The following is a 26,999-nucleotide window of genomic DNA, read 5'->3' as shown; positions in this document are numbered from 1 at the left end:
ACCGTGCCCGACGAACCTGACTTCGCCACCTTCACCCACGACGACTCATGGCGGCTCGGAAGCGCCCTGGTCGCCATGTGCCGGGCGGAGTCGCTTCCCGTCACGATCAGCATCCACCTCGGAGAGCAGCGGGCCTTCCACGCGGCTCTCCCGGGCACCAGCGCGGACAACGACGCGTGGGCGATGCGCAAGACCCGCGTCGTCCGCCACTTCGACCGGTCCTCGCACGAGGTCGGGCAGGCCTACGTCGGCGCCGACCCAGCCCTGTTCCACGCGGCCTTCGGACTCCCCGCCGGCGAGTACGCGCCGACCGGCGGCGCGGTCCCCATCCGGGTCCAGGGCGCGATGGTCGGCGTGCTCGCGGTCTCCGGGCTAGCGTCGATCGACGACCACCAACGCGCCCTGGGCGCGCTACGCACAGCGGCCACAGCCCAGGCATCACCGGGCTGAAACCCAGTAGAACCCGGCGCAGCTAGGTGAGCAGGCCGAGACGTTCCCCGTCTTCAACGCCACCGGGGCCGACGTCATCGGCCTGACGAGCGTGCTGCCGCGCTGGGGTTCTGTCGTCTGCTCGGACACAGCACACCTCCACACCGACGAGGCCGGGGCGCCGGAACGGGTGACCGGGCTCAAGCTGCTGACCAGCGCATCTTGCTCGTGAGCTGCATCGTCAGCATGCGGAGGTAGACCAGCCCGCTCGCCCGCGCCGGCTCGAGGACCACGACAGCCTCGGTGCCGAGCAGCCCGTTCTTGGTGCCGCCGAAGGTGAGGACGTCGACACCGACCTCGCTGGTGAAGGCGGCGAACGACAGGCCCAGCCCCGCGGCCGCGTTCCAGATCCGCGCTTCGTCCAGGTGCACCGCCATGCCGTGGCTGTGCGCGAGGTCGGCGACCGCCCGGATCTCGTCGGGGCTGTAGACCGTGCCGAGCTCGGTGCTCTGCGTGCGGCTCACCGCGAGCGGCTGCGCCCGGTGGTCGTCGCCCCAGCCCCAGGCCTCCCGCTCGACGAGCTCGGGGTGAACTTGCCGCCCGGCGCCGGGACGCCTCGGCCCAGCTGCTTGCGCTCTTCGAGGACGACCTCGGCCTACGTAGCGCGCGGCACGCGAACGCGATGGCGGCACGGCTGCGTACGGCGCTCGAGGCCGGCGTGGCGGTCGTTGCCGGGCCTGACCTTCACGCGGACGACCCAGGCGAACGCGGTCTTCGCCAGCCTGGCGCCGGCGGTGGCCGACCGGATCCGCCAGCGTCCCGCTTCTACGACTGGGACCGCACCCGCGAGGAGGAGCGGTGGATGACGGCGTGGGACACGACCGAGGCCGACGTCGACAGCTTCTTGGAGGTCATCGGTTCGGAGCTCATCAACTCCCGCTGACCCCGCTTCGCATCGGGCCGACAAGACCTCTCCGCGTACGACCAAGATCATCCGGTACTGACAACTTGAGTGACACAGAATCCGGCTACTGCCAAGATCATTGACACATGCGGAGCGCATCCCGACGCACGCAAGCTGTCATCTGAGCAAGGAGCTGCTGACAAGTTCGATGACGCCGGACAGGCCAGGTCCGGTCGATCCGACGCTGACCCACCTTCCGAGACTAATCGAACATGTATTCGAACAGACGGAGGTGCCGGGTGCTTCGAGTGGCTGTGGGAGGGTGCGGCTTGTGACGAGCAGGCCCTCCACACTCGACCTCGATCGGGCTCGGCGCCTGTACGAAGCGGGCCTCAGCTTCTCCCGGGTCGGTGCAGAGCTCGGTTACTCGGCCACCTACCTCGCTCGGCGCTTCAAGACGGCGGGCCTTCCGGTCCGACCGTCCGGGCGACCACTCGCGACACCGGCCCCGCCCGTCGACCTGCCCGAACTCGTCCAGCTGAGCGAGAGTGGCTGGACGTATTCACGCCTGGCCGAGCGGTACGACATGTCGACCGACGCCGTGCGTACGCGATACCTGCGGGCCAAGGGCCGCCCGCTTCGGCGTGCGGAAGCCGAGCGGCGAGGCGTTCCCTTCACGTCCTGACCTGCCGGCGTGCGGCGGGGGTAACCGTTGCTGTCGTCAGTGGTGTTACCCACCGTGATTTCCGCGGCAACTGGCTGTGTGAGGCTGACGTGGTGTTCGACGTCGCAGCACGTGAGGCGCTCCTGAGCAGGCTCGTCGCCGCCGCACGATCAGATCAGCTGGTCGTTGGAGCCGCGCTGCTGGGGTCTGCTGCGCGGGGCGAGGAGGATCGCTGGTCCGACATCGACCTGGCGCTGCGGCTCGCGCCGGGCGCCGACGTCGTACAGACGGCGGACCGGTGGACGGGCCGGGTCGCCGAGACGGAGCTGGTCGTCGACCATCTCGACCTCCGCGCGTCCGGTGCGTTGTACCGGGTCCTGCTGCTCGGCTCGACCTTGCAGGTCGATCTGTCGTTCTGGCCTCACGACCAGACGCTGGCCTTCGGTGCGCCCGTCGAGGTCCTGTTCGGTGAGCTGCCCGTCGAGGTCCTGTTCGGTGAGCTGCCCGTCGAGGTATCGGCCGTGGGCTCGACGGAGGTCGACGGCGATGCGATGGCCGCGTTCCGCATGGGGTGGTTGTATGCGCTGCACGCCCGCTCGGCCCTGGGGCGCGGCCGGGTCTGGCAAGCGTTGTGGATGCTCAACTCCCTACGCGATGTGGTCGTCGGGCTGTACTGCCGCCGCCTCGGTCTACCGGTAGGCGAAGGACGGGGCGTCGACCGGCTGCCCTCCGAGCTGCTGCCCGCGCTGGCGGCCAGCCTGCCGGTCGGTGTCGAAGCACGCAGTCTGCAGCGCAGCTTCAAGGAGCTGATCGGGCTGCTTCTAGCCGAGGCCGAGCGCCAGCACCTACCGGGATCGCTCGACCTGACGAGAGTCATCAGCCGGCTGGCCCGCGTCGAACCGAGCACCTGACAACGCTCCGGCACGGCGCACCCCGCAGTGGTCAGCCCACGCGCCCGATCTGCATTCTTGGGTCCCCTGCGCGCGGGAACGACACGAACCACAGGTCGTACAGGCGGCAGGTTCGGCGGCCCTTAGGACCAGTAGGGGCTCTGGGTGCCGGCGGTAATGACCAGGCTGGGCAGGCTCATGACCCAGGGCTCGTCGTTCGGGTCGTCCGCGTCATCGACGACGATGCTCACGCCCGCCGACAACTGGAACGCGGGCAGGCGTCCTTCGACGACGTCGAGACGAAGCAGGTCGAGGCCCACCAATTCCGGCACGCGATCACCTGAGTTGGGCGTGTCCGCGTTGAACCCCAGCTCAGGAACGCTCCACGGGCAGGAGATGTTCAACGACCAGCTGAGCCCGAACAACGTCAAGATCGGGTCGTTCAAGGCGTATCCCCCGATGCGCAACGGCAGCGCAGCCGCGATCACCTCAGACGGGACCAGTCCCGATCTCCCTGCGGGCACTACCGTCTCCTCACCCTCGATCAGAAATCTGCTGAAACCCCGTCTGCGCCAACAACGCGCAGCGTGGGCAAGACTCCGCCCAACCGCCTCGGCAATGACACGTGCCCGTCCGCCCGAGCAACGACCCGGGCAAAGCCGCTCGGCGGTGCGGTCGAGCAAGTGGTCGCTCTTCGCAGCTCGAGGGCCATCCGCGCTGCCGCCAGAAGCTCAGGGCAGGAGGAGCCAGTCCGGAAGGCACGCTCGGTGGCTCCAGCCCCGAGCCCGCAGCCCCGGGACGTTCACCGCCTCCGCGTCGTCGATCAGCTCGTCGCACCGGCAGCAGACAACCCCTGCTGGCGGCTGGCCGACCAGGTATAGCGGCGCGGAAACGTGCCTGCCGCGCCCGGAGCCACTGGACCTCGCATCATCTCGAGGATCGTTCACGAGGCGGCCTCCGTCGTGATCGCGTGCGCCTGGACAGGGTCGATCTTGGCAAGTGCCTCGACGACGCGTCGAGTGGCCTCGTCGTCGCGGCGCCCGCTGTGATAGCCGACGAGCTCGACCGCGACGTCTCCGACGGCTTTCGTCACATGCAGATCAACACGATCGCCCTCGAAGAGCCAGCCCCAGCCGGCGGGCCGCGCACGATCGAACGGCTGGCCGGTGACAAGTTCCAGAGCGCCCTGCAGCGCGTCGGCCTTCTCCTTTCCGTCCTTTGTCTTGGCCGCGGCGGCCCGGAGTCGCTCGAACAGGTGCCAGTCGCAAAGGGCGCCATCGAGCTGGTAAACCGCGACCCCACGCTGCAGGGCAGCGGCAGTCGTGCGCGCGTCGGGCAGGAAGGGGTTGCCGCTGGCCGGATCGACCCCGAGCCAGTCGCGCAGGATCTTCATGTCGGTACGGACCCGTGCCGGGGTGAGGCTGAAGTCGTCGGCGATCTCGTCGACGGTCGCGCCGTGCGGGCGCATTGCGAGGTAGGCGAAGAGTTCGGTGTAGTACGGGCGGCGACGGGCCAGGGCCTGGCCGCGGGTTCGGGCGTGCACCGGACCGAGCACGCTCAACCGCGGCCGATATGTGTCGCTCGAGCGCCACGCCGCGATGTCGGCTGCCAGCGCCGCCTCGAGCCACGAACCGGATGCTGCATCTTCGTCGGGCGCGCCGAGCGTCGTCGCCGACTCCGCCACCACAGGCATTGCGGCCGCTTCCGGCGGAGCAGCGCCGGCCGGAGGGACAGGCGTCGGCAAAGCGTCGACGTTCGCGCCAGCTGTGGGAGTCGAGGCAGCGGCGGAGCTGACTTGCTGGCCTGCCAAGAGCGATCCGACTGTCGTCGCCCCGTTCGTCTCGTGCCGGGGAGGGCCCGTTGTCCCGACTGTCGCCGAGCTGGGTTGCGCTGTTCCGCGAGCTCGCCGACGGCGGACGACATCGGCGAGCCCACCAAGCCCGATGAACGCCGCGCCGGCTCCACCGATCCAGGGCCAAGGCATCTCGGTCGACTCCGCAGGAGTGGGCGATGCGCGCGGTGCGGGAGATGGTGGTGCAGCGGCGGGTGTCTCCGAGGTCGACGCAGGCGCCGGCGAGACGCTCGGACTTGGGCTGGGACTTGCGGCGCCAGGAGTCGTCCCCGTCGCGGTCGGCGTGGGGTGTGGTGCTGCGCTCGGCTCAGGGGTGCTCGGTCGGGCAGGGGGTGCAGTCGTGCCCGGCCGCGTGAGGGTGACCACGACGCGGCGGTTCTTGCGCCGGTTCGCCTTGCTGGTGTTGGGCACGGCCGGATGAGCCTCGCCAAGGCCACGGACCACGGCGGGAAACTGCTTGGCGGGGAGGACCTGGCGTAGCTCGTTTGCGACACGGCGGGCACGACGTTCCGACAGGTCGAGTCCGTGCGCGGCGCTGCCGAGGTCGTCGGTGTAGCCGGTGACCTCGACCCGGCCGGCACCCTGGGCACGGAGCTGGTCGCCCAAACGGCGCAGGCGGTCGCGCGCGCCGGGCCGGAGGACGTCGCTGTCCTTGCCGAACAGGATGGTGCAGTCCAGCCGCGACTTCGTGCCTGTCTTCGTCGGCTCCAGGGTGGTGCTGCCGTCCACCTCCGCCGTACCCGCGTAGAACGCGAGCACCGGCCCCTCCACGTCCACCACGGGCGCTGACACCCCCGCCGGAAGGGCTAAGGCGACGGTCGGGATGCCGAGCAGCAGGGTGCCCGCGGCGAGGGCCCCAGCGGCGCGCACTGCGGGGGACAAAGTCATGCCGTGCCCGCTGGTTCCAGCAGCGGGCACGGCGTCAGCGGACCGGGACATCGGTGAAGGTGCCGAAGGTCGGGACAGTGACGTTGATCATCGTGAGCTCGGCAGGGGGGGCGGCGAAGGTCACGGTTACCCACACCGAGCTGCGGACCTCCCCGGTCGCGCCGTCGTCGGGTGAGCACACGCACTGCCCGTCTGCCGTGACCGCCGGCAGGTACGCCTTCTTCGCCACCGGGTCGACGAGGCGGACCCCGTCGACCGAGGTGAGCGCCTTCGACGACGTCTCGGTGTTCCCGTCGCCCAGGCTGTTCAGCAGCATGAACGAGCCGTCCGGGTCCTGCGCGGCGATGTAGAGATTCACCGACGCCGTCTGCCCAGTCCGGCGCACCGGGTACAGCGTCGCGACGACCTTGTCCTTGTCGAACGAACCCGGTCGCGTCGCGACCGGCTGGTCCCCCGTCGACGCCGAACCCGACGGCAACGGCACGGGCGCGGGGCTCGTCGTGCCCGGCCCCTCGGACGCCGAAGGTGCAGGACCGGTCGGCCCGGAGGGATCGATCGGGTCGACGGGAGCAACCAGGGTCTGCTCTCCGGTCGGCTGGCTCGCTCCTGCCTCCGGGGTGGTCGTCGTGGTGGGGACGCCGCACCCCGCGGCCATCAGTAGAGCCGCTGCCCCGCCAAGTCCCGCAAGAAGTCGAGTTCGCATCCTTCGCTCCTTCCCGGACCCGGCAGGGTCCGTTAGTGTCGTTCACGTCCACCCGCTGGACGTGAAAATCACCGTAGAGCACAGAGCGTCCACCTACTAGACGTAGATGCCGCTTATCCACAGGACGACAGGAGTAGATGGGTGGGAACCCCGGACGCGATCAGGGTCAACCGAGTCAAGCTCGGCCTCACCCAGGCCCAGCTCGCCCGCGAGATCGGTGTCGACACCCGGCAGATCAACCGCTACGAGACGGGCGAGACCGAGCCCACCCTCGCCATCGCCCGCCGCCTCGCCGACAAGCTCCGCATCACCATGGATGAGCTCGCCGGCGGCCTGTCGCCCCTGAACGGCACCTGGCACGCCGCCTGGCACAACCTCACCCCTGACAAGGCCCTCTACACCGGCGCCGTCGAACTGGCCCAACAGGGCCACCACCTCACGATCCAGCCCCTCCGAGGGCGCGGATCGGGCCGCGACACCACGGACGACGCCAGAGATGAGCTGGTCTGGAGCGCCGAGGTCTTCGTCGACGTCGACACCCTCCTCGGCGGCTACCGCATCGACACCCCCGCATTCCGCGGCCGCGGCCTGCTCAACCTCACCCACCACGACACCACCATCGACGGCACCTGGGTCCGCGTCGCCATCAGCGGCTCCAGCACCGGCAAACTGGTGCTCGCCCGCAACCTGGATGCTGCCCTGACGCAAGTCAACGAACTACTCGACTCCGAGTAATCCCCTTGGAGAAGCGAGCACTACTTCTTCGGCCGGGCAACCAAATCGACCGTCGTGCGGAGCACACACAGGCCGACCCCCGCGCGGGGCACAGAGAACGACCGTCGTGCGGAGCACGCAGAACGACCGCCGTGCGGGGGCACACCCGACCCGCCGTGCGGAACACGCAACCCATCCCGTCGTGCGGAACACGTAACGCACCCTCATGCGGACAGATGCCAGTCGTGGTCGCGGCCTCAGCGCGTACGGCTCAGAGTGCTGCGCAGCAGAGCGTTTGCCACGCCCCAAACCATTACGGCCAGCAGCGGTAGAAGGATCGCGCCAAGCACATGTCGGGCGCGACGGTCCTCCTGACGGAGCAGGGTCAGGCTTCCCCAGGTACTGAGCAGCGCCAGTCCACTGCCAAGACCCCCGCCCGCCACCACTGCTAAGCCGATGAACGCCAAGAAGGCGACCCGAACCCAGGTCGGTATGGACCGACCCAGGAACACGGTCTGGCTGCCGATCTGGAGCTTGGGTCGAAGCTCCCACCACTGGTAGGCCACACGTAGCTGCGCGGGCTGGCCGTTCTCGTCATGGAACTGGTAGTTGCCCCATGAGTCCTGCGTGAGTTCGCGACCCTGGTGGGTGACTCGGGGGCGACGAGACCACTCCTTGGTGACCGTCAGCTCAACACCGTTGACGACGCCGGAGTAACTCACCGTGAGATTGTCGCTGATGGTCCGAGCGCGTGGTGCCGTTCAGCGCGGAGGGGTAGAGCAAGGTCACTTCGCCCCCTAGCCGTCATCACAAACGGCCGTGGTCGGGAGCACGCTGCGCGACAGTCGCGCGGAGCAGCTGATCGACCACGCTGGTGCGCGCTGAGGGACCGCAGCAATTGTTGACTTGCCAGTTAGTACCAATCAGTTACTGGGCTCATCCGAGGCGCTCGCAGCCGGCGCGGCGCGGGCTCGTCGAACCAGCATTCCTACCGTGAGAGGTACGGCCATGGCCGTCGCTACAACCGCGGCAGTCTTCTCGCCCGGGCCGCTACCTGACCAGACCTCCACAGCGCTGACAGTCGTCAGCACCGCGGCAGCGACCATAAGCGCGAGGACGCGCGCCGAGACCAACTGTCGTCCCCCAAGTATCCGAGATTCCGTAGCCCTCTGATGGAGCACGGTTACGAAGATCGCCGGATGGAGCGGAGCGAGACTCCAGACCCCGGTCCGCAAGGTGAGCACGAGCTCGAAGAGGACACCGACTCCGAGGACCGTGGCTAGGAACACTTGTATCCCATGGCCCCTGCTGCTCGCTGCAGACTGCGTACGAAGAAGAAGCCAGTCTTCGAACCTTTGAAAAGGAGAGCGTCGCGCGGTCGACCCGCCCTTCGTCATGACGCCCACCTCAGCACAACCAGCAGCGGTGGGCGTCGATCTTGGCTATCGATTGACGGCGTCAGGCAACGGGCGGCACTGCGTCGTAAGCCGTCCGTCCGACGGGGCGGCCGTCGCCGCAGAACGACCCTCCTGCGGAGCACGCAAGCCGACCGTCGAGCGAAGCACGCAAGCCGACCGTCGAGCGAAGCACGCAAGCCGACCGTCGAGCGAAGCACGCAAGCCGACCGTCGAGCGAAGCACGCAAGCCGACCGTCGAGCGAAGCACGCAAGCCGACCGTCGAGCGAAGCACGCAAGCCGACCGTCGAGCGAAGCACGCAAGCCGACCGTCGAGCGAAGCACGCAGAACGACCCTCGTGCTGAGCGCAAACGGCACCTTGCCTACCCGCGCGCTGAGCGGCCTCGAAGCCAGTGGACGAGGACTCCAAGACTGGCAAACGGGAACAGCGCGACGCAGAACGCAATCGGTAGGACCAGCAGGAGCAGTGAGCCCGTCGAGTTGCTGAACATGTCGAGCATGGCAGTGATGAGAAGACCGCTGAACAGCACGCAGGTCACCGCGGTGGCGGGCATCCCTCGCGGCCATAGGCCAGCAGTCAGCACAATAAGTACTGCCAGTGCGACCGGTGAGAGCAGGTTGTATAGCAGCAGGCCTGTCGACTCAAGGTCCCACGGCGACCCACTCTGCAGATAGACGATCAGTCCACCGACGAAGATCGCGTCCGCAGCAGGCAGGAGCAGGAGCAGCCGGGCCTTTGAGCTCAGGACTTGCATCCCGTGCAGCGGCGGCGTGCTGACCTGCGAAGCAGGTGTCGCGGAACTCATGGGCACAGTGTGAGAGGCCGACTGAGCGCAAGGACAAGTTGCCAGATAGGCGGACGAGGCGCCCATGGGCGGGGAACCGACACGCCAACATCATGGCCCTCCAGCCCGCTCATCATGCGTCTTGAGGTGGACGTCCAATCGGACACTTGGGGTACGCAAGCCGACCCTCGTGCGGAGCACGCAGGACGACCGTCCTGCGAGACGCTTGTAGGTCGCCCCTTCTGGTTCGCTCGGCCGTGGCAGGCGACGTGACTCTTACAGGCCGAGCCAGTCTCTGATCTCCATGGCCTTGAGTCGGAGTGACTCGTCATCGCTGTTCGTGAGCGCACCCAGGCCTCGACGCAGAAAGGGATCTTCGGCGCCCAGCGACGCGGCCGACACCTCCCCGAAAGCGTCGAACAACCACTGGCCAGTGTTGAAGTCTCGCGCCAACACAGCCGCCCTAACGACTAGCTCGACGCCCCTATCGTCGCGACGTGCCAGCAAGGCAAGCGCGGTGCAAAACGTCACGTACGTGTCCCACGGATCAAGGAGTAAGTGCAGGAGCCGCTCGTCCACTCCTGCGTCTCCGACTAAGGCCGCCAGCGCCTCCCCTTCGCGGACTCGCATCTCGAAATCGTCCCCGTCCACCAACCCATTGTCATCTGTCCTGCAGGACGCGACCCGTTCCACTCGCAGGACCGGTAACGCGTGGTCCGTGCCGGGGAAGCCCGCCCAGTAGCCAACCGCGTGCGAAGCACGCATGCCGACCGTCGTGCGGAGCACGCATGCCGACCGTCGTGCGGAGCACGCATGCCGACCCTCGTGCGGAACATGCGGGCGCACCGCCGGTTGCACCGGCAAGCAACCACCGACCTACGCCTGGACGCGCTTCTTCAACTCATCTCAGGCGCGTCGTCGTGCGGCTCCCAGATCCCGGGACGAACTTCCTGGCGCGCCATTATCTCGTCGTGCACGAGCTGGTAGACGCGCCTCAGCTGAGCATCGTCGATCGCTACCAGCGAGGTCGGAGCAGCCTGCCCTGGGCCCCAGTGGTCTCGGTGCTGCTCACGACGTCTCTCCATCAACTCGCCCATCACCTCGCTGTAGAGGTTGAGCAGGTCCTGATCGTCGGCGCTCGCAATTCCTCGATCGGTTAGTCCTTGCGGGGCAATCACAACGCGAACCCTAGAAGGCCCCACCCCTACCGTCGAGCACTCGGGCACGAGGGCCACATCGCACGCACGCAAGCCGACCGTCGTGCAGAGCACGCAAGCCGACCGTCGTGCAGAGCACGCAAGCCGACCGTCGTGCAGAGCACGCAAGCCGACCGTCGTGCAGAGCACGCAAGCCGACCGTCGTGCAGAGCACGCAAGCCGACCGTCGTGCAGAGCACGCAAGCCGACCGTCGTGCAGAGCACGCAAGCCGACCGTCGTGCAGAGCACGCAAGCCGACCGTCGTGCAGAGCACGCAAGCCGACCGTCGTGCGGAGCACGCAAGCCGACCCTCAAGTGCTCTGCCCTGAGTGGAGTGCACGCTAGACCGATGGCGTCTTCCGAGGTTCTCGGTCCGCTCAGCACTGAGCGGCTGGTCCTGCGACCCCAAGAGGCGAGCGACGCAGCCGTGTTCCATCAGCTGTGGACGGAGCGTGACCCGCGTGTCCCGCCGCACCGGCACCTTGTGGACGGTCCCCCACGGTTGATCACATCGCCGGCAGCATCGCAGAATCAGACCCAGACGCTGAAGGACCGAGATTGCTTGCTGTCCAGCTCCGCAGCACTGGTGCCGTGCTCGGCTACTGCGGCCTCAACGGACACGGGAACGGGTCGTCCGCTGAGCCGGAAATCGCTTACGAGCTCCTACGCCTGGCGCAGGGATACGGGTACGCGACCGAAGCGGGCAACGCGGTGGTCAGCTGGGCTGCGAACGCTGGTTACAAGCGTCTTTGGGCTGGCGTCTGGGATTGGAACGTCGCCTCGCGGCGAGTCCTCACCAAGCTCGGCTTCCGCGAGCTGCGACGCATCGAACCGTCGTCGGAACACGGACATAGCCTCCTGACGGTGCGAGACCTCTGACCTTGGCTCCCGGCGGAACGTGCCGCGTTGAAGCTCGAGGAGACGCCCGCCAAGCATCGCGTCGTCCTGATCTCGATTATCGGACATACCTCAGGGGGGTATATCGACGACTGCTGTCGACACCACGGACCGCCGGCCGCGAGCAGTATCGACGGGCCAGTAACCAGGACTTGGTGACTACGAGTCGCACATTAACTCGTTGTGTTCCGCGCAGCCTTGGCTGCTGTCACACTCCCGTCATGCACCTCGATGTCGCGGCTGCTTCTCGCGCACGCACACTCGTCTTTGCCCTGCTCCTGCTCGTCGGGCTCCTCGGAGCCGTCGACCAGACCAAGGCCGCCGCGGACGACGGCCCTGCTCCAGCACCTGAGTCGTTGGCGACGGCGAGCATGACTCGGAACAACGGGTCGGGTGGCACGGTGACCTACTCAACCCGAACCGCCAAGGTCTCGGGCACGCTCGCGGACGGACTGTGGGTCGACTGGGACTTCGACGACTTCCCCTATCCGCAGCTCGAGTTCGATTCCAGCGTGCAACGGCCACTGCACGTCGGCGTCTTCGCCAACATCCAGCCGTCCCCCGACACAGGCGACCCGACCATCGACGACTTCACCGACCGCGCCTTCGAGCCGCTGCACGGCGAGTTCGACGTCCTCGACCTCGCCACCGACAGCGACGGCCACTTCACCCGGTTCGACATCGTCTTCATCACCTCGACCACGTTCGCACCAAACACCGTCTTCGGCGAGGTACGGCTGAACGAGGACGCACCCTCGACGGTGGTCTCCCCGAGCGCGACCGCCCTGCGCTGGCCACTGGTACGTCGACACTCCGACCCGTTGTGGGCCGTGGAGACCCTGACCAACACCAGCACCTCGAAGGTCAAGCTCGGCAAGGCCGACCTGACCCGCGGCGCAACCTCGGACTACCGGATCCGCAAGGACCGCTGCAGCCACCACACCCTGGCCCCGGGCGCCAGCTGCACCCTGCAGGTGGGCTTCTCGCCCACCCACGGGGGCCCGCGCGACGCCGTCCTCGAGGTCCCCACCGGCACTCAGGCAGTAACGATGTCCCTCGCCGGCGCGGCGGCGATCGGCACCACCAAGCTCACCGTCACCGGCTCCTACGCACCCCACGACAAGAAGAAGACCACCTACCGCGACATCTCGGTGGACTCCGACTACGACCGAACCTCATCAACGACCGGGTACCGCTTCAGCGGAATCGTCCAGACCGGGAACCAGCCTCACGGTTTCGAGATCGAGGTGGGTGGACCTCGCCCCTTCACCTCCGGGACCTACTCCACCCACGAAGACGTCACCCCGCAGGAGCCCTACGTCTTCGGCTTCCTCCTCGACTACCGCTGCTACAACCAGGCCGGCACCATCACGATCCACGACTTCCAGACCGATGCCCGCAACGTCCCGACCGAGGCCGACATCGACATCGTCCAGCACTGCGACCACGTCACCCTCAAGGGCCGCCTCCAGTGGCAAGACCGCGACGACACCCGCGCACCCTCCAAGCCCACCAAGTTGCGGATCACCGGCGGCAAGGCCCGTTGGACGCACTCCTCGTCGAAGGACTACGCCGCCACCGTCGTCCGAGTCGTCCCCGGGACCGGAACCGACGCGACGCCCCTGAACGGGTACCCGGTCAGCAGCAGCCGCGCCACCTCCGCAGCCCTCCCGACCCTCACCAAAGGTCAGAGCTACACCTTGCTCGCCTACAGCCTCGACGAGACCGGCAACGCCAGCGCCGCTACGATGCTGGCCTTCACGGCCTGAGCAAGACCACCAGGGAACGCCATGCCCTGCTTGGCGTCTCGCAAGCCGACCGTCGTGCGGACACGCATGCCGACCGTCGTGCTAAGCGGGCTCAGCGGCTGGCGAACACGGCGGAGGCGGGAGCCCCGACATCGCCCGCAGCAACGTGAGCTCCCCGGACTCGGCCCGGCTCGAACGGGACTGCCACCCTCACCAGCTGCGGGCAGGACGCTCCCTTATCGAATAGGCGCGCCTTGGGCGAGTCCAGCTTCGAACTGTAGATCCTCGACGACCAGCTCGTGGCGGCGTTGAGCAGCACGTTGACCGCTGTCCGGGAGGCGCGCAACCCGACCGTCGTGCGGAGCACGCAAGCCGACCATCGTGCGGAGCATGCTGGCTCTCGCGAATCGCACGTCACCTGCCCGCCAGCACACGACGCGCCAGACCGAGGATCGGCTACCGTGCGCTCAATCTTCTTCCCGGAACTGCTGGAGTACTCGTGCCTGCTCGACGCCTGACCCTGCCGGCTGCGGCCGCAGCACTGATCGTCGGACTGGCCACGCTGGCCACGCCGGCCCTGGCCGCCGGACCTACTCCGGCGCCCACCGACCGCCCTGCGGCGACCGTGGCCATCGAGGACGGTCCATTCGCCTACACCCCCCGAGAGCTCGGCATCGCGCTGCGGTACGCCTGCTACGGCGACCCGACGACCATCAACGTCACGGTCACCGCCGGCGCCGCACAGGCCACCGGGAGCAAGGCGATCACCTGCGCGGGCGAAACCGAGTTCCCGGTCGGCCTAGGACTCACGGTCCCCGACGACGCCCCCGTCTTCCCGCCCGGCCACTACAGCGTGGAGGTCCGCGTGAGTATCCCGGGCCAGGCCAGCCAGGATTATGGGCTGCCGTTCGACGGGGCGCCGACGCTGGCGGAGGTCCATTTCACTGTCGTCGTGGACGCCTCGCCCAAGGAGGTAGTCAAGGGCAAGAAGATCACCGTCACCGCGGGCATCTACCGCGGTGGTGGAGACCTCCCGTTCTCGGCCAAGACGGCGCTCGAGTTCCGCCCTGACGGTGGCGACTGGCGCAAGGTCAAGTCGGTGACCAGCAGCAACGGCACCCTCAAGACCAAGGTCAAGGCGACGAAGTCGGGAAACTATCGTTTCCGTTACGCAGGCAGCTCGGAGAGCGCACCCGCCACGTCGTCGGCTGTCCACGTCGTCGTGCGGCCCAAGCCGAAGGCCTACAAGAGCTGCAAAGCTCTCACCAAGGTCTACAAGCACGGTGTCGGCAAGAACGGCGCGACCGAGGTCGGGCTCGGCCTGACCAACTGGACGTGGAGCACCCCGACGTACAAGAAGAACAAGAAGTTCGACCCCGACCACGACGGCGTGGCCTGCGAAAAGGTTTAGGCCAAGACGACCGGGCCGTCGTGCGGCACGCCGCACCACCACGTGGTGCAGAGCACGCAGGACCGTCGTGCGGAGCACGCAGGCCGACCGTCGTGCGGAGCATGCAACTCATGAGCCGGGCTCCGCTGGCCTCCAACGTCGTGTTCACTCAGGGTCGTGCTGCGCGGACTTCGGTACACGGCTGACGGGTCGCTCGTGGACGACACCGGTCGCTCCTGGCGCCGGGTGAGCGACTGGGTTGAGCCGTCCGACGCAGATCGCCGAGTCCAGGCAGGGACAAGGTTCGTGGTCCAGGAGTGCTCCGCGCCTCCTGTGGTCGTTCGACCGGAGCGGTTCAAGCGAGATGTCAAGGTGCACATGGTCACCGCGGCGGTCCTGCGGGACTACGAGGGCAGGACCACTGTCCCCACGATCATGGTGGGAGAACTGTGGCGTAGTTCCGACGGCGCCGACCTCCTACTGTTCGTTGAGCAGGTACCGCATCGTCGGAGTGCTCATGAGCTGCAACACGACTGGTGATCGACGGGCAGACTTACCGCTCCGGTAATTGACCGTCGTGCGGAGCACCCGCAAGCCGACCGTCGTGCGGAAGCACGCAAGCCGACCGTCGTGCGGAGGCCCGCAAGCCGACCGTCGTGCGAAGCACGCAAGCCGACCGTCGTGCGGAGCACACAGAACGACCGTCGAGCGGAGCACTCAAGCCGCCCCTTTTGTAGAGCATGCAGACCGACTGAGCTCCGGGAGCGGGCCGGGCCTCTTCAGAGCACCCGAGAAACAAGGTCCTGGGCGCCCCGGGAGTCGTTGCGACGCGCGACACTCGTTTGATGGAGACCGCGATCAGCGACACGACACCGCCCCACCCCAGACTGCTCGCTTCCTTCGTGCGTTCCATCGCAGTCCTGGCTCTCCCCGCTGTCGACCAACACCTATGGATGGATAGGGCCCTGTCCATCGCGAGCTGGAACGTTGACGAACTGGCGCTCGAGTTTGACGACGGTATGCGACTTGTAAGCCAGTGGGTGACCGCAGGGTGGCTGCCAGCGGCGACCATGCCGGCGTTGCTGACCCTCGACCGCGCGCTCGAGGAGATGTCGGGAGAGAAGTTTGCATCGCTCTGGGAGCGGGATGCATTGGTTACTACTGCGGAGTGGTCGCACGTACGACTGCTTGCGGCCGAGGTGCTCGGTACGTTTTAGCGAGCTTTTCAGGAACCTTCGTCGGAGCACGCAAGCCGACCGACGTGCGGAGCACGCAAGCCGACCGTCGTGCGGAGCACGCAAGCCGACCGTCGTGCGGAGCACGCAAGACGACCCTCTTGCGAAGTGCTCTCAGACTGACCGGCAACCGCAGGCGGCAGCAGTGCGGCGGTTACGCTCAACCCGCAGAGAACTTCTCACCGGTTCCGCCACGACACGGCGCTGAAAATGACCCACAGAACTACAGACCCCATCGAGGTCACCCACGCGATGGTCAGGTCTCTATGGGACCAGGTACTGGAAACGCCAGGCGACTTGGTCGGTATCCACGACCGCACCGAGACCCTTCTGGACCAGGCTAACTCCGAGACGCCTCTCGTCACCCGGGGGCTGGTGACCTTGCACTCACTCACCCGCGCTCCCGCCCAGCGCCGTGAGGAAATCGGCGAACACCGGAAGGTATGGCTGGCGGAGGTCGACCGCTACGAGGCGGACCCGCAGGGTTGGATGCGTCGCTTCTTCCAGGCGATGGTCCGCGATTTCACGAACCGTCATGGACACGACCGGGGCGCTCAGTTTGCCCTCAAGCTCCGGCGGAACGGTCTACTCGATCCAGCTGACGTTCCCCGTGAGGCAGTCGGGGACGGCTCCTGAGAGGTCCAGCGACCCGCTCGTCGTAAAAGGTCCGTCGTGCGAAGCACGCAACCCGACCATCATGCAATCCGCGGCTCTGTCTGGCTGTCATCGAGCCGGCGAGCGTCGAAGGCTGAGTAAGAGTGTTGGTACGGGTACCTGCTCAGCAGGACTGACCACCCGTCTTTGCGCGGACCGCAGCTACCGGCCAGACGGTCATCGCTGCGAACTCGGCCGCTTCGATCGTAGATCGACGTCGTAGCTCAAGCCATCTAGTTGCTGACCGTCGTGCGGAGCACGCAGTAGTCAAATGGGGAGCCTGACTCGAGCGCAAGGCGTCTCTGAGTCGCTGCGGCAACGTGCGATGCTGCGGCAATGGACGAAGACGGGAACGTGAAGAACTCAACGCTCATCGTCGGCGTCGCCATCACACTCGTGCTCATCGTTGTGGGGACACTGATCGCCGAGGCCGTCGCCCCTCACTTCGTCTACTGGGCCTTCATCCCAGCCCTCATCTTCGCTGTCGTCTACATCAACGTTCATCGAAACAGGGACCGCCGTAAGCGTTCGTGATCACCGGCAACCCGTACCGATTCGCCGCAGCCCGACCGTCGTGCGGAGCACGCAGACCGACCGTCGTGCGGAGCACGCGCTTCCGTCTGGTCGGCCATAGGAGCCGCGAAGTCGCGCGCTGGCGGCATCTAGTCACCGCAGGAGATGGCAGGACCCGCCTAAGCAGTCCTCATCAACTTGCAGGTGTTGGTGAGCACCGGATCGAGGAGTCGTAGGTGGCTAGCAGTGGTTGGGTAGCCAACCGGACTGCCCGCTGGCTCGGCTTCCTCTTCCTGGGCATCGCTGGAGCCTCCTTGGCTGGGTTGGCTCTATCGCCGGACGGGTCGAGCTTGGTCAACGTCACGATCTCCGTAGTCATGATCGCCATCCTGGTAATTGCGATTCGGTATCTCCGGGCTGGCCTTCAACTGAGCCCGATCGGCTTCGTCTCACGCGGAGACTTCTGGACGCGCGAGTTGCGTTGGTCTGACGTAGCGGACATCGAGGGTTCAGGGTTGGTGCACGGCTGCGAGACGGGCGTTGGCTTCCCCTGTTCTTTGCTTAGCGCATGCCACCCGACCGAGAATGAGCTGGTGGTGGCACTCCGGTCCGGACTTTCTGAACGAGGGTGATCAAAGCCGCGCACGCTGCTTCGTAAGCCGTCCGCCCACTGTCGTTTCGCAGAGCGTCCGTCCTACGGGCGCCGGTCGTCGCCGCAAGCCGACCGTCGTGCGGAGCACGCAAGCTGACCCTCCTGCGGAGCACGCAACCCGACCCTCGCGCGGAGCACCAAGCCGACGCTCGCGGGGGACTTGGTCAAGGTTGATAGGCCTGGGAAGAAGGCTGATTCCAAGGCCGATGGTGCGGGAGTAGGACATTGCCTGGGAGGACAGTGCAACGCTTCGATTCTCCAAAGCGTCTTCAGGGTGTGGACCAAGCCGGAGAGGCGGCGGCCGTGGCACAAGACCGCGGGCCTGTCGCTACCGCGCGACCCCGGCGAGGGCCGCCAGAGGCGGCTACGTCCTTCGACGAATGGGTCGGTTCGGCGGCCGAAGAGCTGCTGCGATTCGCCAGAGTCACGACAGGTGACGACCCAGCCGACCTGGTCCAAGACGCCCTGGTCGCGGTATTCACGCGGTGGTCGACACTCGACGCTGCATCGGCAGTTGCCTACGCCAAGAGAGTGATCGTCAACGGCCACGTGTCGCGGTGGCGCCGTTGGCGCCGGCGCGTGGTGCCGGTCGGCCTGTCAGAGCCAGAGACGGCCGCCGGCACCCCATTGCCGGCCGAGGACGTCTTAGTCGCCCGGCAATTGCTGGACGGGCTCCCGGTCCGTCAGCGGGCCGCAGTGTTCCTTCGTTTCTACGACGACCTGAGCTACCGCGACATCGCCGACATCCTCGGCTGTCGAGAAGCCACCGCCCGCTCCTACATCCACCGGGCACTGCAACAGCTGAAGCAGCATCTCGAGACAGAGAGCCACCGATGAGAGACGACGAGAGCCTCGCTGACTTGTACCGAGCAGCGATCACCGAGGTACCCGGCACCGGTGCCCTCGACCCCGCCCGCGCACGGGCCACCGCCCGCCGTCGCCGGCAGCGCAGCAGCGCAGTCCTGGCTGGCATGGGCGCCGTCGTCCTGGTCGGCCTGCTCCTGCTGCTCCCACAGATCACCAACAGCACCTACCTGACCGCCGCCCCGGCCGCACCCACACACTCGGCAGAGCCGGTCATGACAGTCGTACCAACCACGGCACCTGCAGGAACGTCGGTCACCGTGTACTTCCCCACCGGCCTAACGCGTGGCCTCGGATTCACCCTGGGGGCCACCTCGCCGGATACGGCAGGTCCGGGTAAGCCGCCGCGACCGACGGACGAGGAGCGGGTCGACTACTACCTGACTGCCGGGAGGAACGGAGCAGAGCCGGACCCACGAAGTTGGAACCCCGCATACCCCACCGTCGACGTGGCCTGGCCCTCTGTAGTCGTCAAAGGCACCGGCGGCGACAAGGTACACATCCCCGAACCGACTGCTGCCGGTGAATACCGGCTGTGCACAGCCGCCGTCGCGCCAGGTTCCTGCACGACCATCACCATCACCTAGCCGTCGTTACGGAGCACGCAAGACGACCGATGAGAGACGACGAGAGCCTCGCTGACTTGTACCGAGCAGCGATCACCGAGGTACCCGGCACCGGTGCCCTCGACCCCGCCCGCGCACGGGCCACCGCCCGCCGTCGCCGGCAGGGCAGCAGCGCAGTCCTGGCTGGCATGGGCGCCGTCGTCCTGGTCGGCCTGCTCCTGCTGCTCCCACAGATCACCAACAGCACCTACCTGACCGCCGCCCCGGCCGCACCCACACACTCGGCAGAGCCGGTCATGACAGTCGTACCAACCACGGCACCTGCAGGAACGTCGGTCACCGTGTACTTCCCCACCGGCCTAACGCGTGGCCTCGGATTCACCCTGGGGGCCACCTCGCCGGATACGGCAGGTCCGGGTAAGCCGCCGCGACCGACGGACGAGGAGCGGGTCGACTACTACCTGACTGCCGGGAGGAACGGAGCAGAGCCGGACCCACGAAGTTGGAACCCCGCATACCCCACCGTCGACGTGGCCTGGCCCTCTGTAGTCGTCAAAGGCACCGGCGGCGACAAGGTACACATCCCCGAACCGACTGCTGCCGGTGAATACCGGCTGTGCACAGCCGCCGTCGCGCCAGGTTCCTGCACGACCATCACCATCACCTAGCCGTCGTTACGGAGCACGCAAGACGACCGTCAGCGGGTCAGGCGTTCCCAGACCTCGCGAGAGGGCGGCTGGTGCTGTAGCCACCACCACTTCAAGCCGCCGCGCTCGTCGAGCTGCTGCTGAGGATTGTCGATCATCCACCTCACAAACGCGGGCTCGCTAGTCGACCCAGGGATCAGGGTCGACAGCCCCGAGGCCGGTCGGTCCCACTCGACCCGGCGGACCGGCCTGCGTAGCTGCCGCTCGAACCACAACCCCGCCCATGCGCCGAACTGCTGTGGACTGGCGTCGACTCCGCTGACCCACAAATCGGTCTCCGGGTCTGGCTGCTCGTACCCGGGCCCCTCGAACGGGTAGCCGAACGCCGTCCACTCCGACTGCAGCGCTGGCGGGCCGTCCACGTCTACGTCGTAGAGGATCCGCAGGGTTCGACGAGAAGTCGTGAGAGAAGGAACCTTCACCTCGACGAGCCGGCCGATCTCGTTCGCTGCCGTTGATGTGTGGGCAGCGTCGAGATCGGTGAAGGACCACGTGGATGCGACTACTCGCAACGCCTCCACGAACGCTTGCTCGCGTGCTTCTGTCGGCTCATCGCCCGCGAACCACTGCGCTGACCCCACCACCAAGCCATCATCTGCTGGTTCGGCATCGCCGTCGACGAAAATTGGCGTGTCCGCAAGCCGTCAGTGGGTGCACGGACCTGAGGGATCATGGAAGTCTGACGACCTCGGGTGCCCAAGGTCAGTGGGGCTCCGCAGAAAGCTACGTGGCGGAGGCCTCGCCGCCGGCGCGTTGGAGGGCGCGGTACACGGTGGCCCGGCTAACGCTGAACAGGTCGGCCAGCTCGGCGGTGGTGTGCTCCCCGTCGCGCCAGAGCTTGACAAGGTGGGCCTCCTGGGTCGGCTTGAGTTTGGGCTGCTTGCCGCGCAGTCGGCCCTTGGCCTTCGCGATCGCGAGGCCTTCGCGGGTGCGGGACCGGGCGAGGTCGGCCTCGAACTCGGCGATCATCGACAGCACGGTGAACAACAGCCGCCCGATCGGGTCGGTCGGGTCGTACATGGAGCCGCCGATGTTGAGCCGGACGCCGCGGGCGGTGAGCTCGTCGGCGATGTCGCGGGCGTCGGGGACGGAGCGGGCGAGGCGGTCGAGCTTGGTGACGACGAGGGTGTCGCCCTCGCGGCATGCGGCCAGTGCTTCGCGCAGGCCGGGCCGTTCTCGGTTGGTGCCGGTGAGGCCGTGGTCGACGTAGACCCTCTTGTCGTTGACGCCGAGGCCCGCGAGCCCGACGCGCTGGGAGGCGAGATCTTGGCTGGCGGTCGAGACGCGGGCGTAGCCGATCAGCAGTCCACTCACTTGAACAGTGTGTTCGTAACAACCCCGTTGACCGGGCTTTTTTGCGGGCGGGTCTTACGAGACTCACGCTCAGCGCGGCGCCGACTCTCGGGCGTCGTGTCTGCTCGTTCTCGCTTGAGGGACGGCTACGGAGACGTGGCTGCGGGTGTTGTCGGTGGTCCTCCTGCGGGCGGAGGCGCTGCTGCTCGCGGGCAGGGCGCTGTTCGAAGAGGCCCATGGGGAGGTGTCGAAGTCTCAGCCCGAGTCCTGACGCCGAGGTGCTCGCCTACAACATAGGAATGGCAATGCGTCACTGGCGATGCTCGGGTGGCGCCCGACTGTGCTGCTGCGCAGTCGACGGCCTTCGCGGATCGGATACTGGTCAGGTGCCCCTGCTTAGCGTTGACGAGCTGGCCGGCGACCGCGATGCGGCGTGGCCGGGTCTCGTCGAGCGCATAAACCAGGCATTCGTCCCCGTCCGCATGCATCCAGCGCTGCCTGAGGACGGACGACAAACGCTGTACCGACTCCAGGTGACCACGCGCTCGACGCTTGGAGCGCTTGCCCTCAACTGCGGTGCGCTCGAGGTCGACCACGGCTGGGTGAAGGTACTCGGCGCAGGTGCAGCAGGACTGCCCGACCTGGCGTTCGCCAACGGTCTCGGGGAGCCGACGGCCGAGAGCCAGCCGCCGGCGCTGCTGGTCGTGGCCTTGGACGTGCTGGGCGGGGTGTTCGCCATTAACGGCGGCGGACTTGGCTTCGCCCCCGGTGAGGTCTGCTACTGGGCGCCCGACACGCTGAACTGGGACAGCACTGGCATGGCTCACTCAAGCTTCATGCACGCTCTTCTCGCTGGTGCCTTTTCCGGCTTCTACGCGGACCTGCGGTGGGAGGGCTGGGAGGCGGAGGTGCAGAGCCTGCCGACTGACCACGGGCTCTCCGTGTACCCGCCGCTCTTCTCAGAGCAGGGACAAGACATCAGCCGGTGCTCGCGGAAGCCGGTGCCGCTCGCTGAGCTCGCGACCATGCGCTGAGAGACCGCACGCCACATGCCCATCCAGTGGTCGGCAACGTGCTCCGCACGACGGTCCGCTTCGGACTCTGCAACAAGACGTGGCGGCTGTCACAGCGGGAAGCCGACCTCCGCCCAGAAACATCGTCGTCAAACACTCGGCGACACTGATACCAGTAGCGCGACTAACAAGCGCCAACCAAGTAGCAGCCCGGCGACCAGCATCCCAACCATCAAAGACGCGACCACTACGTCCCTCGTGCTCATCGGGAAACAGTACGGCTCACCCCGCTCGCACGCCCCCGTCAAGGCGTCCTGCCACGGGCCAGCGTGCGTGCGTGCGGTCGGTGGTGTGCGTGCTCCGCACGACGGTCGGCTTGCGTGCACCGCACGACGGTCTGCTTGTTATGCCCTCGGACCCGCTGCTGGTGCGTGGGCGGCGGCGCATCGAGCAGAACGGCGGGCCTCGGCGGGCCGAGTCCACCAAATCGGGGAGACGGGGGTCGTGGCTTGCCCGAAGATGATCTGGTGATGACGCTGTCTGAGGCGCGGACCGTCGTCTCGGAGCTGGCTCTTGCCGCGACTGGTTCGGGCACAAAGGCCTGGACAACCGGTCGTCGACGGCTCGAGGCGTACGACAGCAGGACCTGGCTCCTTCTCGACGAAGCCAGTCGGACCTTCTCCTATGCGTCATCCGCTGCCGTGACGGGCCAAGAGGAATGGCTCAAGGTCGACCTCGCCGAACCGACGGGCTTAGTCGCTGCCCTCACCAGCTTCCACACCGACGGACGCATCCGACAAGGAGCTACACGGGCGCTCGCCGACAGGGGTGGCACCCTGCCGTCCCGCGCCCTCGCTCTACGCCTCCTCGACCACGTACCCCAGGTGCGCGCAGAGGCTCACCACGCACTCCTGTCCACTCTCGGCCCGAGCGATGCCGGCGCTGTCCTCGGAGTGCTGCTCACCGGTCGAGGACGTCAGCATGCACCGGCGGCCTTGTCGGCGGTACGCGACGCTCTCCTCGGGCGTTCGTCGGTCAATGATCTGGTCGAAACGCTGATGCGTAGCGACGACCGCCTTGTCCGACGGTGGGCCTTCGGCGAAGCACGCGATCAGCAGGTGCTCACGGTTGAGCGGATGCTCGACGTCGTCCGGTCCGACCCCGATCAGCACCTGCGCGCGGCCGCGGCCGAGTGGCTCCTGAATGTGGCGAACACGGAGCAGCTGCACGAGCTCGTCACAGCGCGCTCCGTCGAAGCGCGGCTCGCCGCTGTGACCTACCTGCCCGACGACGTCCTCGTCGACAAAGACCTGGTGTCGTTGCTCCTTGATCGAGCGGCCCGCGTGCGTGAGCAAGCCCGCTGGCGTGCCCGCCGCCGAGGCATCGCGCCGGCGACCTATTACCGGGACCAGATCGGCGACGCCGCGCTGGCGCCTCGCTCGCTCGCGGCCAGCCTGGACGGTCTGGCCGTGACGGGGTCGACCGACGACCTCCCCGTGTTCATCGACCACCTACGTCATCCCAGTGCAGCAGTTCGAACGGCCGCGCTCACAGGCTTGAGCTTGCTCGGGCAGACCGACCTCGTCCTCAATGCCCTCGAGACGGCACTGCTCGACCAGAGCCCACGAGTGACTTCGACTGCCGCTCGGGCACTCGTCCGCCTGAGAGCTCTGCCTTCCCGGGCTGAAGCCGCCTGGGCTTCACCTCAGCCTTGGACACGGCGCGCGGCCTGGCGGACCGCGCGAGGTGGCGGGAGCTGGGACCGCGTCGAGGCGGATCTTCGTGCTGCCGCCGACACCGATCCCCAGGTCGCAGCTCTGGGGCAGTCAGGCATCCGAAACTGGCTGAGCACGAGCGCGGCAACTACCTGGGCGAAGCTCTCGGACAACCAACACAAGCGGATTCAGACACTCCTCGCTTCTCGCTCGGTCAGTGAGCCCACGACTATGGCCGTGGCCTTCCACGCGCGGATCCAGCTCCAGCCGCCAGGCTGACAACCTGCAGAGCACGTCCCCGATCGCCATACCTGAGAAGGCAAACGGCGTTCCGTAAGACGGTCGGCTTGTGAACAGCCATCGTCAGACGCCCTGGACGTCTCGCGGATCGCTCGGGGTTGCCTACTCGGTGAGGCAAAGTCGGCGGCTCGACGCGAACCTCTTTCGATCTCCTTAGGCGAGGTGACGCACGGCCCGCCAGGCGGGATCGAAGCTGCTGTCCACCGCAGCTCCCGGAGTGGCACTGACCAACTCGTCGATGCGAGCGGTGACGTTCTGGTCTTCGGAATCGCTGTACACGTGCAGAACCCGGCGACCGGCGTGCGTCTCGTGGGCGAGCAGCTCCGCGCCCGGGCCAGCGGCTGCGACCAACGAGTCCTCCAGTGCGCGCAACCAGGCCAGCGATTCGCCGGTCGGCAGGCCGTTCGGTTCGGCCTGGTAGGTGAGACCGACCTTGTTGTGAAGGTCGAGCAACGGACTGTCGATCCAGCGCAGCGGACGACGGGCCATGGCCATGACCGGCAACCCCTCGGGGTCCTGGCCCTGCATCATCACCCATGTCTCCTCGATCGGCTGAGCAGCGAGAGCGTCGACGGTCTCGACGAAGTTCGTCACGCTCTGACCTGTCGCGGGCGAGATGACAGACGCTTCGATAGCGCCGATCCAGCGTTCGACGTCATCCTCTCCGAGCGCCCAGTCCAGGACGAGGAACGTGAACTGCTGACGCTGGCGCTCGTCCATACGCGCGAACTGCGGATGATGGATGACGACGTTGTAGCGGAGTCGGTGCTCGTCGAGGTCGGCGTCGACGACGGTCTGCCCCAGGTCGAGGCTGTGTCCGTCGAGCTCGAGGCTCGCCTCCTCGACCGTCGCGTCGCGGGTCCGGGCGGGCTCGTACTGCCAGACGGGGTCCTCCGGGGGTGCGGCACGCTTCCAGCGCTGAGACAGCGGGCGCAGCTCGGGCGTGCCGGCGCCGGTCACGCACAGCGTGTGCTGGGCCCGAGTACCGGAGCTCAGTTCCCACTGCAGGTCGGGGTGGATCGCGTGCACGTGCTCGCTCATCTTCTGCGGTAGATCCCCCCAGGCTCCGCTAGCGATCGCAGCAGCGAATTGATCCTTCGCCGAGCCTGCCCACCACGACCAGAAGGCGTAGACGGGCGAAACCGGGGCGGCAGGCAGCGCGGTCGTCTTCGGCGACTTGAACCACTTCACGAGCAACTCCTTCTCGGGCTATGCAGGACGGGCGCCTCGCAGTGTCCCGCACGACGGCCGGCTTGCGTCCTCCGCACGACGGTCGGCTTGCGTGCTTCGCACAAGGGTCGGCTTCCGTGCTCCCACGACGGTCGGCTTGTGCGTGCTCCGCACGACGTCGGGTCAATGGCGTCGACCAAGGACTCGGGCGATGTCGGGAGGCCGGTAGCAGCCGGGCGCGGGGGCAACCTCGTCCTCAGTCACCATCGTCTGCTGTCGCCTCGGAGATGGTCTCGCCACTGGGTGCCGCGGGGGTGTGGGGGTGGCGCCTGTCGAACTGGTCGCTCTTGCGAACGATCTCCCGGACTGCATCTCCAATGCGGTCGATGCGATGGTCGGCGAGCAGAACTTCACTGGGGCGTTGGTCGGCGGCAGCGCGATTCAGCAGCACTGCCGTGAGCAGGATCTGAGCGCTGAACGAGAGCCGTGCCAGTTCGGCTGCCGGGCGTCTAGGCCCTGAACGGTGCTTCTCGTTGACATAGGCCTCGTGGAAGACCTCTCCCCACGCCTCGGCGTCTTCGACGAACGATTCGAACTCAGCGCCGGCGTGAAGAGCCAGCGCGCCCTCATAGGTCGTCGACTTGCTGGGCCAGCTAAGACCTTCACCGGCTGCCCTAATTTCGCCCTTGACACTCGCGACGTACTGCTCGATCGCGGCTCCGAGCTCGATGATCCGACGGGTTGGGTTGGTGGGCGTGCGGTAGCGGACCCAGATGGCGTTTGCCGCGTCGGGGTACTGCTGGTTAAGCGCCACCCAGCGGGCAACTGCTGGGGCGCCGCCAAGATCGTTGAGCTTGAACATTGGCGACTTGCTCTGCTGGTCGGCCGGCTCTTCCCGGGTGGGGACCGCCTCCTCGACGAGGCTGCGGTGGTAGAACCAGGTCGGGCCACGGTCCGTACCCGCTCCCTCGAAAACGACCTGGGCCCGCTGGGCGGGCAGGAACCGGTCGTAGGCCAAGCTGACGAGGTCCTGGACGCCCATCACGACTTCGACGTGGTCGTCGTGCTCGTGCGGCGTCTCAGACTCGGTGATCACCTGCAGCCCGGTGGCAACGGAGGTGACATGGTCCTGGTCTGTCTTTGTCTCGCTCCAGGTGCCGCGCAGCGACACCTGGATGTCGTTGACGTGTCCGCAGTCCACCGTCTCGGTTCCGCGCAGGGTGATGTCGAGCCCCTGCCAGCGCTGCTCGCTGTCGAAGTGCCCCGTCTTCGTCAAGGGGTCGAGCTCCGCCCAGCGCGCAAACGGCAGGTCCACGGCCAGCCGGGTCACCCGAGGGCCAGTGGCATCCTCGCCGACCAAGACGGCGACCGATGGTCCTCGGTAGGTGTGCGTCGATACGCGATTGCCGCCCAGCTGCTGGTTGACGCGGTCTCCGGTGACAACCGGGACCAAGACTTCGCCGATCTCGGTAATCCCGAACAGCCACCGGGTTGCCGGTGCAACACCGCCGGCCAGTCCCGTGAAGACACCGTGCAGGTCCGCCAGGCTGCTGGCGGCGGGCAGTTGTGTCTTGACCTGGACCACGCCAGCGACCAGCTGCAACTGGCCGATGACGGCCGCATCGTCGTGAAAGGGTTCGGACTGCTCTGCGTCGATGGTCCAGAAGCGGCCCAGTACCCCGCTGGTAAGCGACGCCAATTCTTCGGCTCTCATGATTCGCGTCCTCCTCGACCAGTTCATGATCTACGTCCTCCTCGGCTCGCTCGCACGCGGGTTGCAGGTCCGTCTGCAAGTTCGGCCTCCGAGGCGTCGGACGCTTGTCGAGGAAGCCAAGCAGG

At 67.2% G+C, this 26,999-nt stretch carries 28 protein-coding genes; 16 read left to right on the top strand and 12 right to left on the bottom strand.

Annotated elements, in window-relative coordinates:
* Positions 1 to 3: 3 nt before the first annotated feature.
* Positions 4 to 450 (top strand): heme-degrading domain-containing protein, encoded by a 447-nt coding sequence (locus FHX39_RS06785; protein ID WP_183337362.1) that lies wholly within the window; start codon positions 4 to 6, stop codon positions 448 to 450.
* A gap of 76 nt (positions 451 to 526) precedes the next feature.
* The gene (locus tag FHX39_RS22390; protein ID WP_408631499.1) at positions 527 to 661 is read left to right on the top strand and encodes a hypothetical protein; all 135 of its coding nucleotides are present in this window, start codon (positions 527 to 529) and stop codon (positions 659 to 661) included.
* Here FHX39_RS22390 and FHX39_RS06775 read toward each other — a convergent pair.
* On the bottom strand, positions 630 to 1,121 hold the full coding sequence (locus FHX39_RS06775; RefSeq protein ID WP_332836703.1) for a beta-eliminating lyase-related protein: 492 nt from the start codon (positions 1,119 to 1,121) through the stop codon (positions 630 to 632). The two genes, FHX39_RS22390 and FHX39_RS06775, sit on opposite strands and share 32 nt — an antisense overlap.
* Between FHX39_RS06775 and FHX39_RS21035 the strand changes: the two genes are divergently transcribed.
* Positions 1,112 to 1,372 (top strand): hypothetical protein, encoded by a 261-nt coding sequence (locus FHX39_RS21035; protein WP_232530590.1) that lies wholly within the window; start codon positions 1,112 to 1,114, stop codon positions 1,370 to 1,372. The two genes, FHX39_RS06775 and FHX39_RS21035, sit on opposite strands and share 10 nt — an antisense overlap.
* A gap of 738 nt (positions 1,373 to 2,110) precedes the next feature.
* On the top strand, positions 2,111 to 2,908 hold the full coding sequence (locus FHX39_RS06770) for a nucleotidyltransferase domain-containing protein (protein WP_183337361.1): 798 nt from the start codon (positions 2,111 to 2,113) through the stop codon (positions 2,906 to 2,908).
* A gap of 122 nt (positions 2,909 to 3,030) precedes the next feature.
* Here FHX39_RS06770 and FHX39_RS06765 read toward each other — a convergent pair whose 3' ends face one another.
* The 3 genes from FHX39_RS06765 to FHX39_RS06755 form a co-directional block, all read right to left on the bottom strand.
* Entirely contained in the window at positions 3,031 to 3,411 is a 381-nt protein-coding gene (locus FHX39_RS06765) for a hypothetical protein (RefSeq protein WP_183337360.1), read from the bottom strand.
* A gap of 419 nt (positions 3,412 to 3,830) precedes the next feature.
* Complete coding sequence (locus tag FHX39_RS06760; RefSeq protein WP_183337359.1) at positions 3,831 to 5,627, bottom strand: OmpA family protein; 1,797 nt, start codon at positions 5,625 to 5,627, stop codon at positions 3,831 to 3,833.
* Between the two features lie 34 nt (positions 5,628 to 5,661).
* Positions 5,662 to 6,282, bottom strand: a complete 621-nt coding sequence (locus tag FHX39_RS06755) for a hypothetical protein (RefSeq protein ID WP_183337358.1) — start codon at positions 6,280 to 6,282, stop codon at positions 5,662 to 5,664.
* 189 nt (positions 6,283 to 6,471) lie between these two features.
* Here FHX39_RS06755 and FHX39_RS06750 point away from each other — a divergent pair, with 189 nt between their 5' ends.
* Entirely contained in the window at positions 6,472 to 7,065 is a 594-nt protein-coding gene (locus FHX39_RS06750; RefSeq protein WP_183337357.1) for a helix-turn-helix transcriptional regulator, read from the top strand.
* 236 nt (positions 7,066 to 7,301) lie between these two features.
* Here the strand turns inward: FHX39_RS06750 and FHX39_RS06745 are convergent, their stop codons facing one another.
* The 4 genes from FHX39_RS06745 to FHX39_RS06730 all read right to left on the bottom strand — a co-directional run bounded on the left by FHX39_RS06745 (position 7,302) and on the right by FHX39_RS06730 (position 10,424).
* Positions 7,302 to 7,766: a hypothetical protein gene (locus FHX39_RS06745; RefSeq protein ID WP_183337356.1), complete on the bottom strand. Its 465-nt coding sequence runs from the start codon at positions 7,764 to 7,766 to the stop codon at positions 7,302 to 7,304.
* Between the two features lie 1,057 nt (positions 7,767 to 8,823).
* Positions 8,824 to 9,267, bottom strand: a complete 444-nt coding sequence (locus FHX39_RS06740) for a hypothetical protein (protein WP_183337355.1) — start codon at positions 9,265 to 9,267, stop codon at positions 8,824 to 8,826.
* Positions 9,268 to 9,522: 255 nt separating this feature from the next.
* Positions 9,523 to 9,897 carry a hypothetical protein gene (locus FHX39_RS06735; protein WP_183337354.1) on the bottom strand — a complete coding sequence of 125 codons (375 nt, stop codon included), beginning with the start codon at positions 9,895 to 9,897 and terminating at the stop codon, positions 9,523 to 9,525.
* A gap of 245 nt (positions 9,898 to 10,142) precedes the next feature.
* Positions 10,143 to 10,424, bottom strand: coding sequence for a hypothetical protein (locus FHX39_RS06730; protein WP_183337353.1), 282 nt, complete (start codon positions 10,422 to 10,424; stop codon positions 10,143 to 10,145).
* A 529-nt stretch (positions 10,425 to 10,953) separates the two neighbouring features.
* Between FHX39_RS06730 and FHX39_RS22385 the strand changes: the two genes are divergently transcribed.
* The 9 genes from FHX39_RS22385 (at position 10,954) to FHX39_RS06685 (ending at position 19,630) form a co-directional block, all read left to right on the top strand.
* Positions 10,954 to 11,322, top strand: coding sequence for a GNAT family N-acetyltransferase (locus FHX39_RS22385; protein ID WP_408631498.1), 369 nt, complete (start codon positions 10,954 to 10,956; stop codon positions 11,320 to 11,322).
* A gap of 239 nt (positions 11,323 to 11,561) precedes the next feature.
* Positions 11,562 to 13,109, top strand: a complete 1,548-nt coding sequence (locus tag FHX39_RS06720; protein WP_183337352.1) for a hypothetical protein — start codon at positions 11,562 to 11,564, stop codon at positions 13,107 to 13,109.
* 478 nt (positions 13,110 to 13,587) lie between these two features.
* Positions 13,588 to 14,499: an excalibur calcium-binding domain-containing protein gene (locus FHX39_RS22045; protein WP_183337351.1), complete on the top strand. Its 912-nt coding sequence runs from the start codon at positions 13,588 to 13,590 to the stop codon at positions 14,497 to 14,499.
* An 824-nt stretch (positions 14,500 to 15,323) separates the two neighbouring features.
* A complete protein-coding gene (locus tag FHX39_RS06710; protein WP_183337350.1) occupies positions 15,324 to 15,695 on the top strand; it encodes a hypothetical protein in 372 nt (123 codons plus the stop codon).
* A 228-nt stretch (positions 15,696 to 15,923) separates the two neighbouring features.
* Positions 15,924 to 16,349, top strand: coding sequence for a hypothetical protein (locus tag FHX39_RS06705; protein ID WP_183337349.1), 426 nt, complete (start codon positions 15,924 to 15,926; stop codon positions 16,347 to 16,349).
* A gap of 354 nt (positions 16,350 to 16,703) precedes the next feature.
* Entirely contained in the window at positions 16,704 to 16,901 is a 198-nt protein-coding gene (locus tag FHX39_RS06700; protein WP_183337348.1) for a hypothetical protein, read from the top strand.
* A gap of 871 nt (positions 16,902 to 17,772) precedes the next feature.
* The gene (locus FHX39_RS06695) at positions 17,773 to 18,369 is read left to right on the top strand and encodes an RNA polymerase sigma factor (RefSeq protein WP_332836702.1); all 597 of its coding nucleotides are present in this window, start codon (positions 17,773 to 17,775) and stop codon (positions 18,367 to 18,369) included.
* On the top strand, positions 18,366 to 18,983 hold the full coding sequence (locus FHX39_RS06690) for a hypothetical protein (RefSeq protein ID WP_183337346.1): 618 nt from the start codon (positions 18,366 to 18,368) through the stop codon (positions 18,981 to 18,983). Before FHX39_RS06695 ends, FHX39_RS06690 begins: the two co-directional genes overlap by 4 nt.
* 29 nt (positions 18,984 to 19,012) lie before the next feature.
* Positions 19,013 to 19,630, top strand: a complete 618-nt coding sequence (locus FHX39_RS06685; RefSeq protein WP_183337345.1) for a hypothetical protein — start codon at positions 19,013 to 19,015, stop codon at positions 19,628 to 19,630.
* Positions 19,631 to 19,659: 29 nt separating this feature from the next.
* Here FHX39_RS06685 and FHX39_RS06680 read toward each other — a convergent pair whose 3' ends face one another.
* Complete coding sequence (locus FHX39_RS06680; RefSeq protein WP_183337344.1) at positions 19,660 to 20,253, bottom strand: hypothetical protein; 594 nt, start codon at positions 20,251 to 20,253, stop codon at positions 19,660 to 19,662.
* A gap of 139 nt (positions 20,254 to 20,392) precedes the next feature.
* On the bottom strand, positions 20,393 to 20,983 hold the full coding sequence (locus tag FHX39_RS06675; RefSeq protein ID WP_183337343.1) for a recombinase family protein: 591 nt from the start codon (positions 20,981 to 20,983) through the stop codon (positions 20,393 to 20,395).
* A 365-nt stretch (positions 20,984 to 21,348) separates the two neighbouring features.
* Between FHX39_RS06675 and FHX39_RS06670 the strand changes: the two genes are divergently transcribed.
* Both FHX39_RS06670 and FHX39_RS06665 read left to right on the top strand, forming a co-directional pair.
* Entirely contained in the window at positions 21,349 to 21,996 is a 648-nt protein-coding gene (locus FHX39_RS06670; protein WP_183337342.1) for a DUF2625 family protein, read from the top strand.
* A gap of 509 nt (positions 21,997 to 22,505) precedes the next feature.
* Complete coding sequence (locus FHX39_RS06665; protein ID WP_183337341.1) at positions 22,506 to 23,969, top strand: hypothetical protein; 1,464 nt, start codon at positions 22,506 to 22,508, stop codon at positions 23,967 to 23,969.
* Between the two features lie 174 nt (positions 23,970 to 24,143).
* Here FHX39_RS06665 and FHX39_RS22040 read toward each other — a convergent pair whose 3' ends face one another.
* Positions 24,144 to 25,181 carry a DUF695 domain-containing protein gene (locus FHX39_RS22040; protein WP_183337340.1) on the bottom strand — a complete coding sequence of 346 codons (1,038 nt, stop codon included), beginning with the start codon at positions 25,179 to 25,181 and terminating at the stop codon, positions 24,144 to 24,146.
* A 235-nt stretch (positions 25,182 to 25,416) separates the two neighbouring features.
* The gene (locus FHX39_RS06655; RefSeq protein WP_183337339.1) at positions 25,417 to 26,874 is read right to left on the bottom strand and encodes an ApeA N-terminal domain 1-containing protein; all 1,458 of its coding nucleotides are present in this window, start codon (positions 26,872 to 26,874) and stop codon (positions 25,417 to 25,419) included.
* Positions 26,875 to 26,999 lie beyond the last annotated feature (125 nt).

Source organism: Microlunatus antarcticus (assembly GCF_014193425.1).
Classification (GTDB): domain Bacteria; phylum Actinomycetota; class Actinomycetes; order Propionibacteriales; family Propionibacteriaceae; genus Microlunatus; species Microlunatus antarcticus.
Note: the sequence above shows the minus strand (reverse complement) of the source record. Positions and strands in the feature narration are given on the sequence as shown.

Excerpts from the sequence above, each read along its gene's own strand:
- FHX39_RS21035 (WP_232530590.1), top strand. The coding sequence starts at position 1,112 with ATGGCGGCACGGCTGCGTACGGCGCTCGAGGCCGGCGTGGCGGTCGTT.
- FHX39_RS06760 (WP_183337359.1), bottom strand. The coding sequence starts at position 5,627 with ATGACTTTGTCCCCCGCAGTGCGCGCCGCTGGGGCCCTCGCCGCGGGC.
- FHX39_RS06755 (WP_183337358.1), bottom strand. The coding sequence starts at position 6,282 with ATGGCCGCGGGGTGCGGCGTCCCCACCACGACGACCACCCCGGAGGCA.
- FHX39_RS06740 (WP_183337355.1), bottom strand. The coding sequence starts at position 9,267 with ATGAGTTCCGCGACACCTGCTTCGCAGGTCAGCACGCCGCCGCTGCAC.
- FHX39_RS06720 (WP_183337352.1), top strand. The coding sequence starts at position 11,562 with ATGCACCTCGATGTCGCGGCTGCTTCTCGCGCACGCACACTCGTCTTT.
- FHX39_RS06710 (WP_183337350.1), top strand. The coding sequence starts at position 15,324 with ATGGAGACCGCGATCAGCGACACGACACCGCCCCACCCCAGACTGCTC.
- FHX39_RS06705 (WP_183337349.1), top strand. The coding sequence starts at position 15,924 with ATGACCCACAGAACTACAGACCCCATCGAGGTCACCCACGCGATGGTC.
- FHX39_RS06700 (WP_183337348.1), top strand. The coding sequence starts at position 16,704 with ATGGACGAAGACGGGAACGTGAAGAACTCAACGCTCATCGTCGGCGTC.
- FHX39_RS06690 (WP_183337346.1), top strand. The coding sequence starts at position 18,366 with ATGAGAGACGACGAGAGCCTCGCTGACTTGTACCGAGCAGCGATCACC.
- FHX39_RS06685 (WP_183337345.1), top strand. The coding sequence starts at position 19,013 with ATGAGAGACGACGAGAGCCTCGCTGACTTGTACCGAGCAGCGATCACC.
- FHX39_RS06665 (WP_183337341.1), top strand. The coding sequence starts at position 22,506 with ATGACGCTGTCTGAGGCGCGGACCGTCGTCTCGGAGCTGGCTCTTGCC.
- FHX39_RS06655 (WP_183337339.1), bottom strand. The coding sequence starts at position 26,874 with ATGAGAGCCGAAGAATTGGCGTCGCTTACCAGCGGGGTACTGGGCCGC.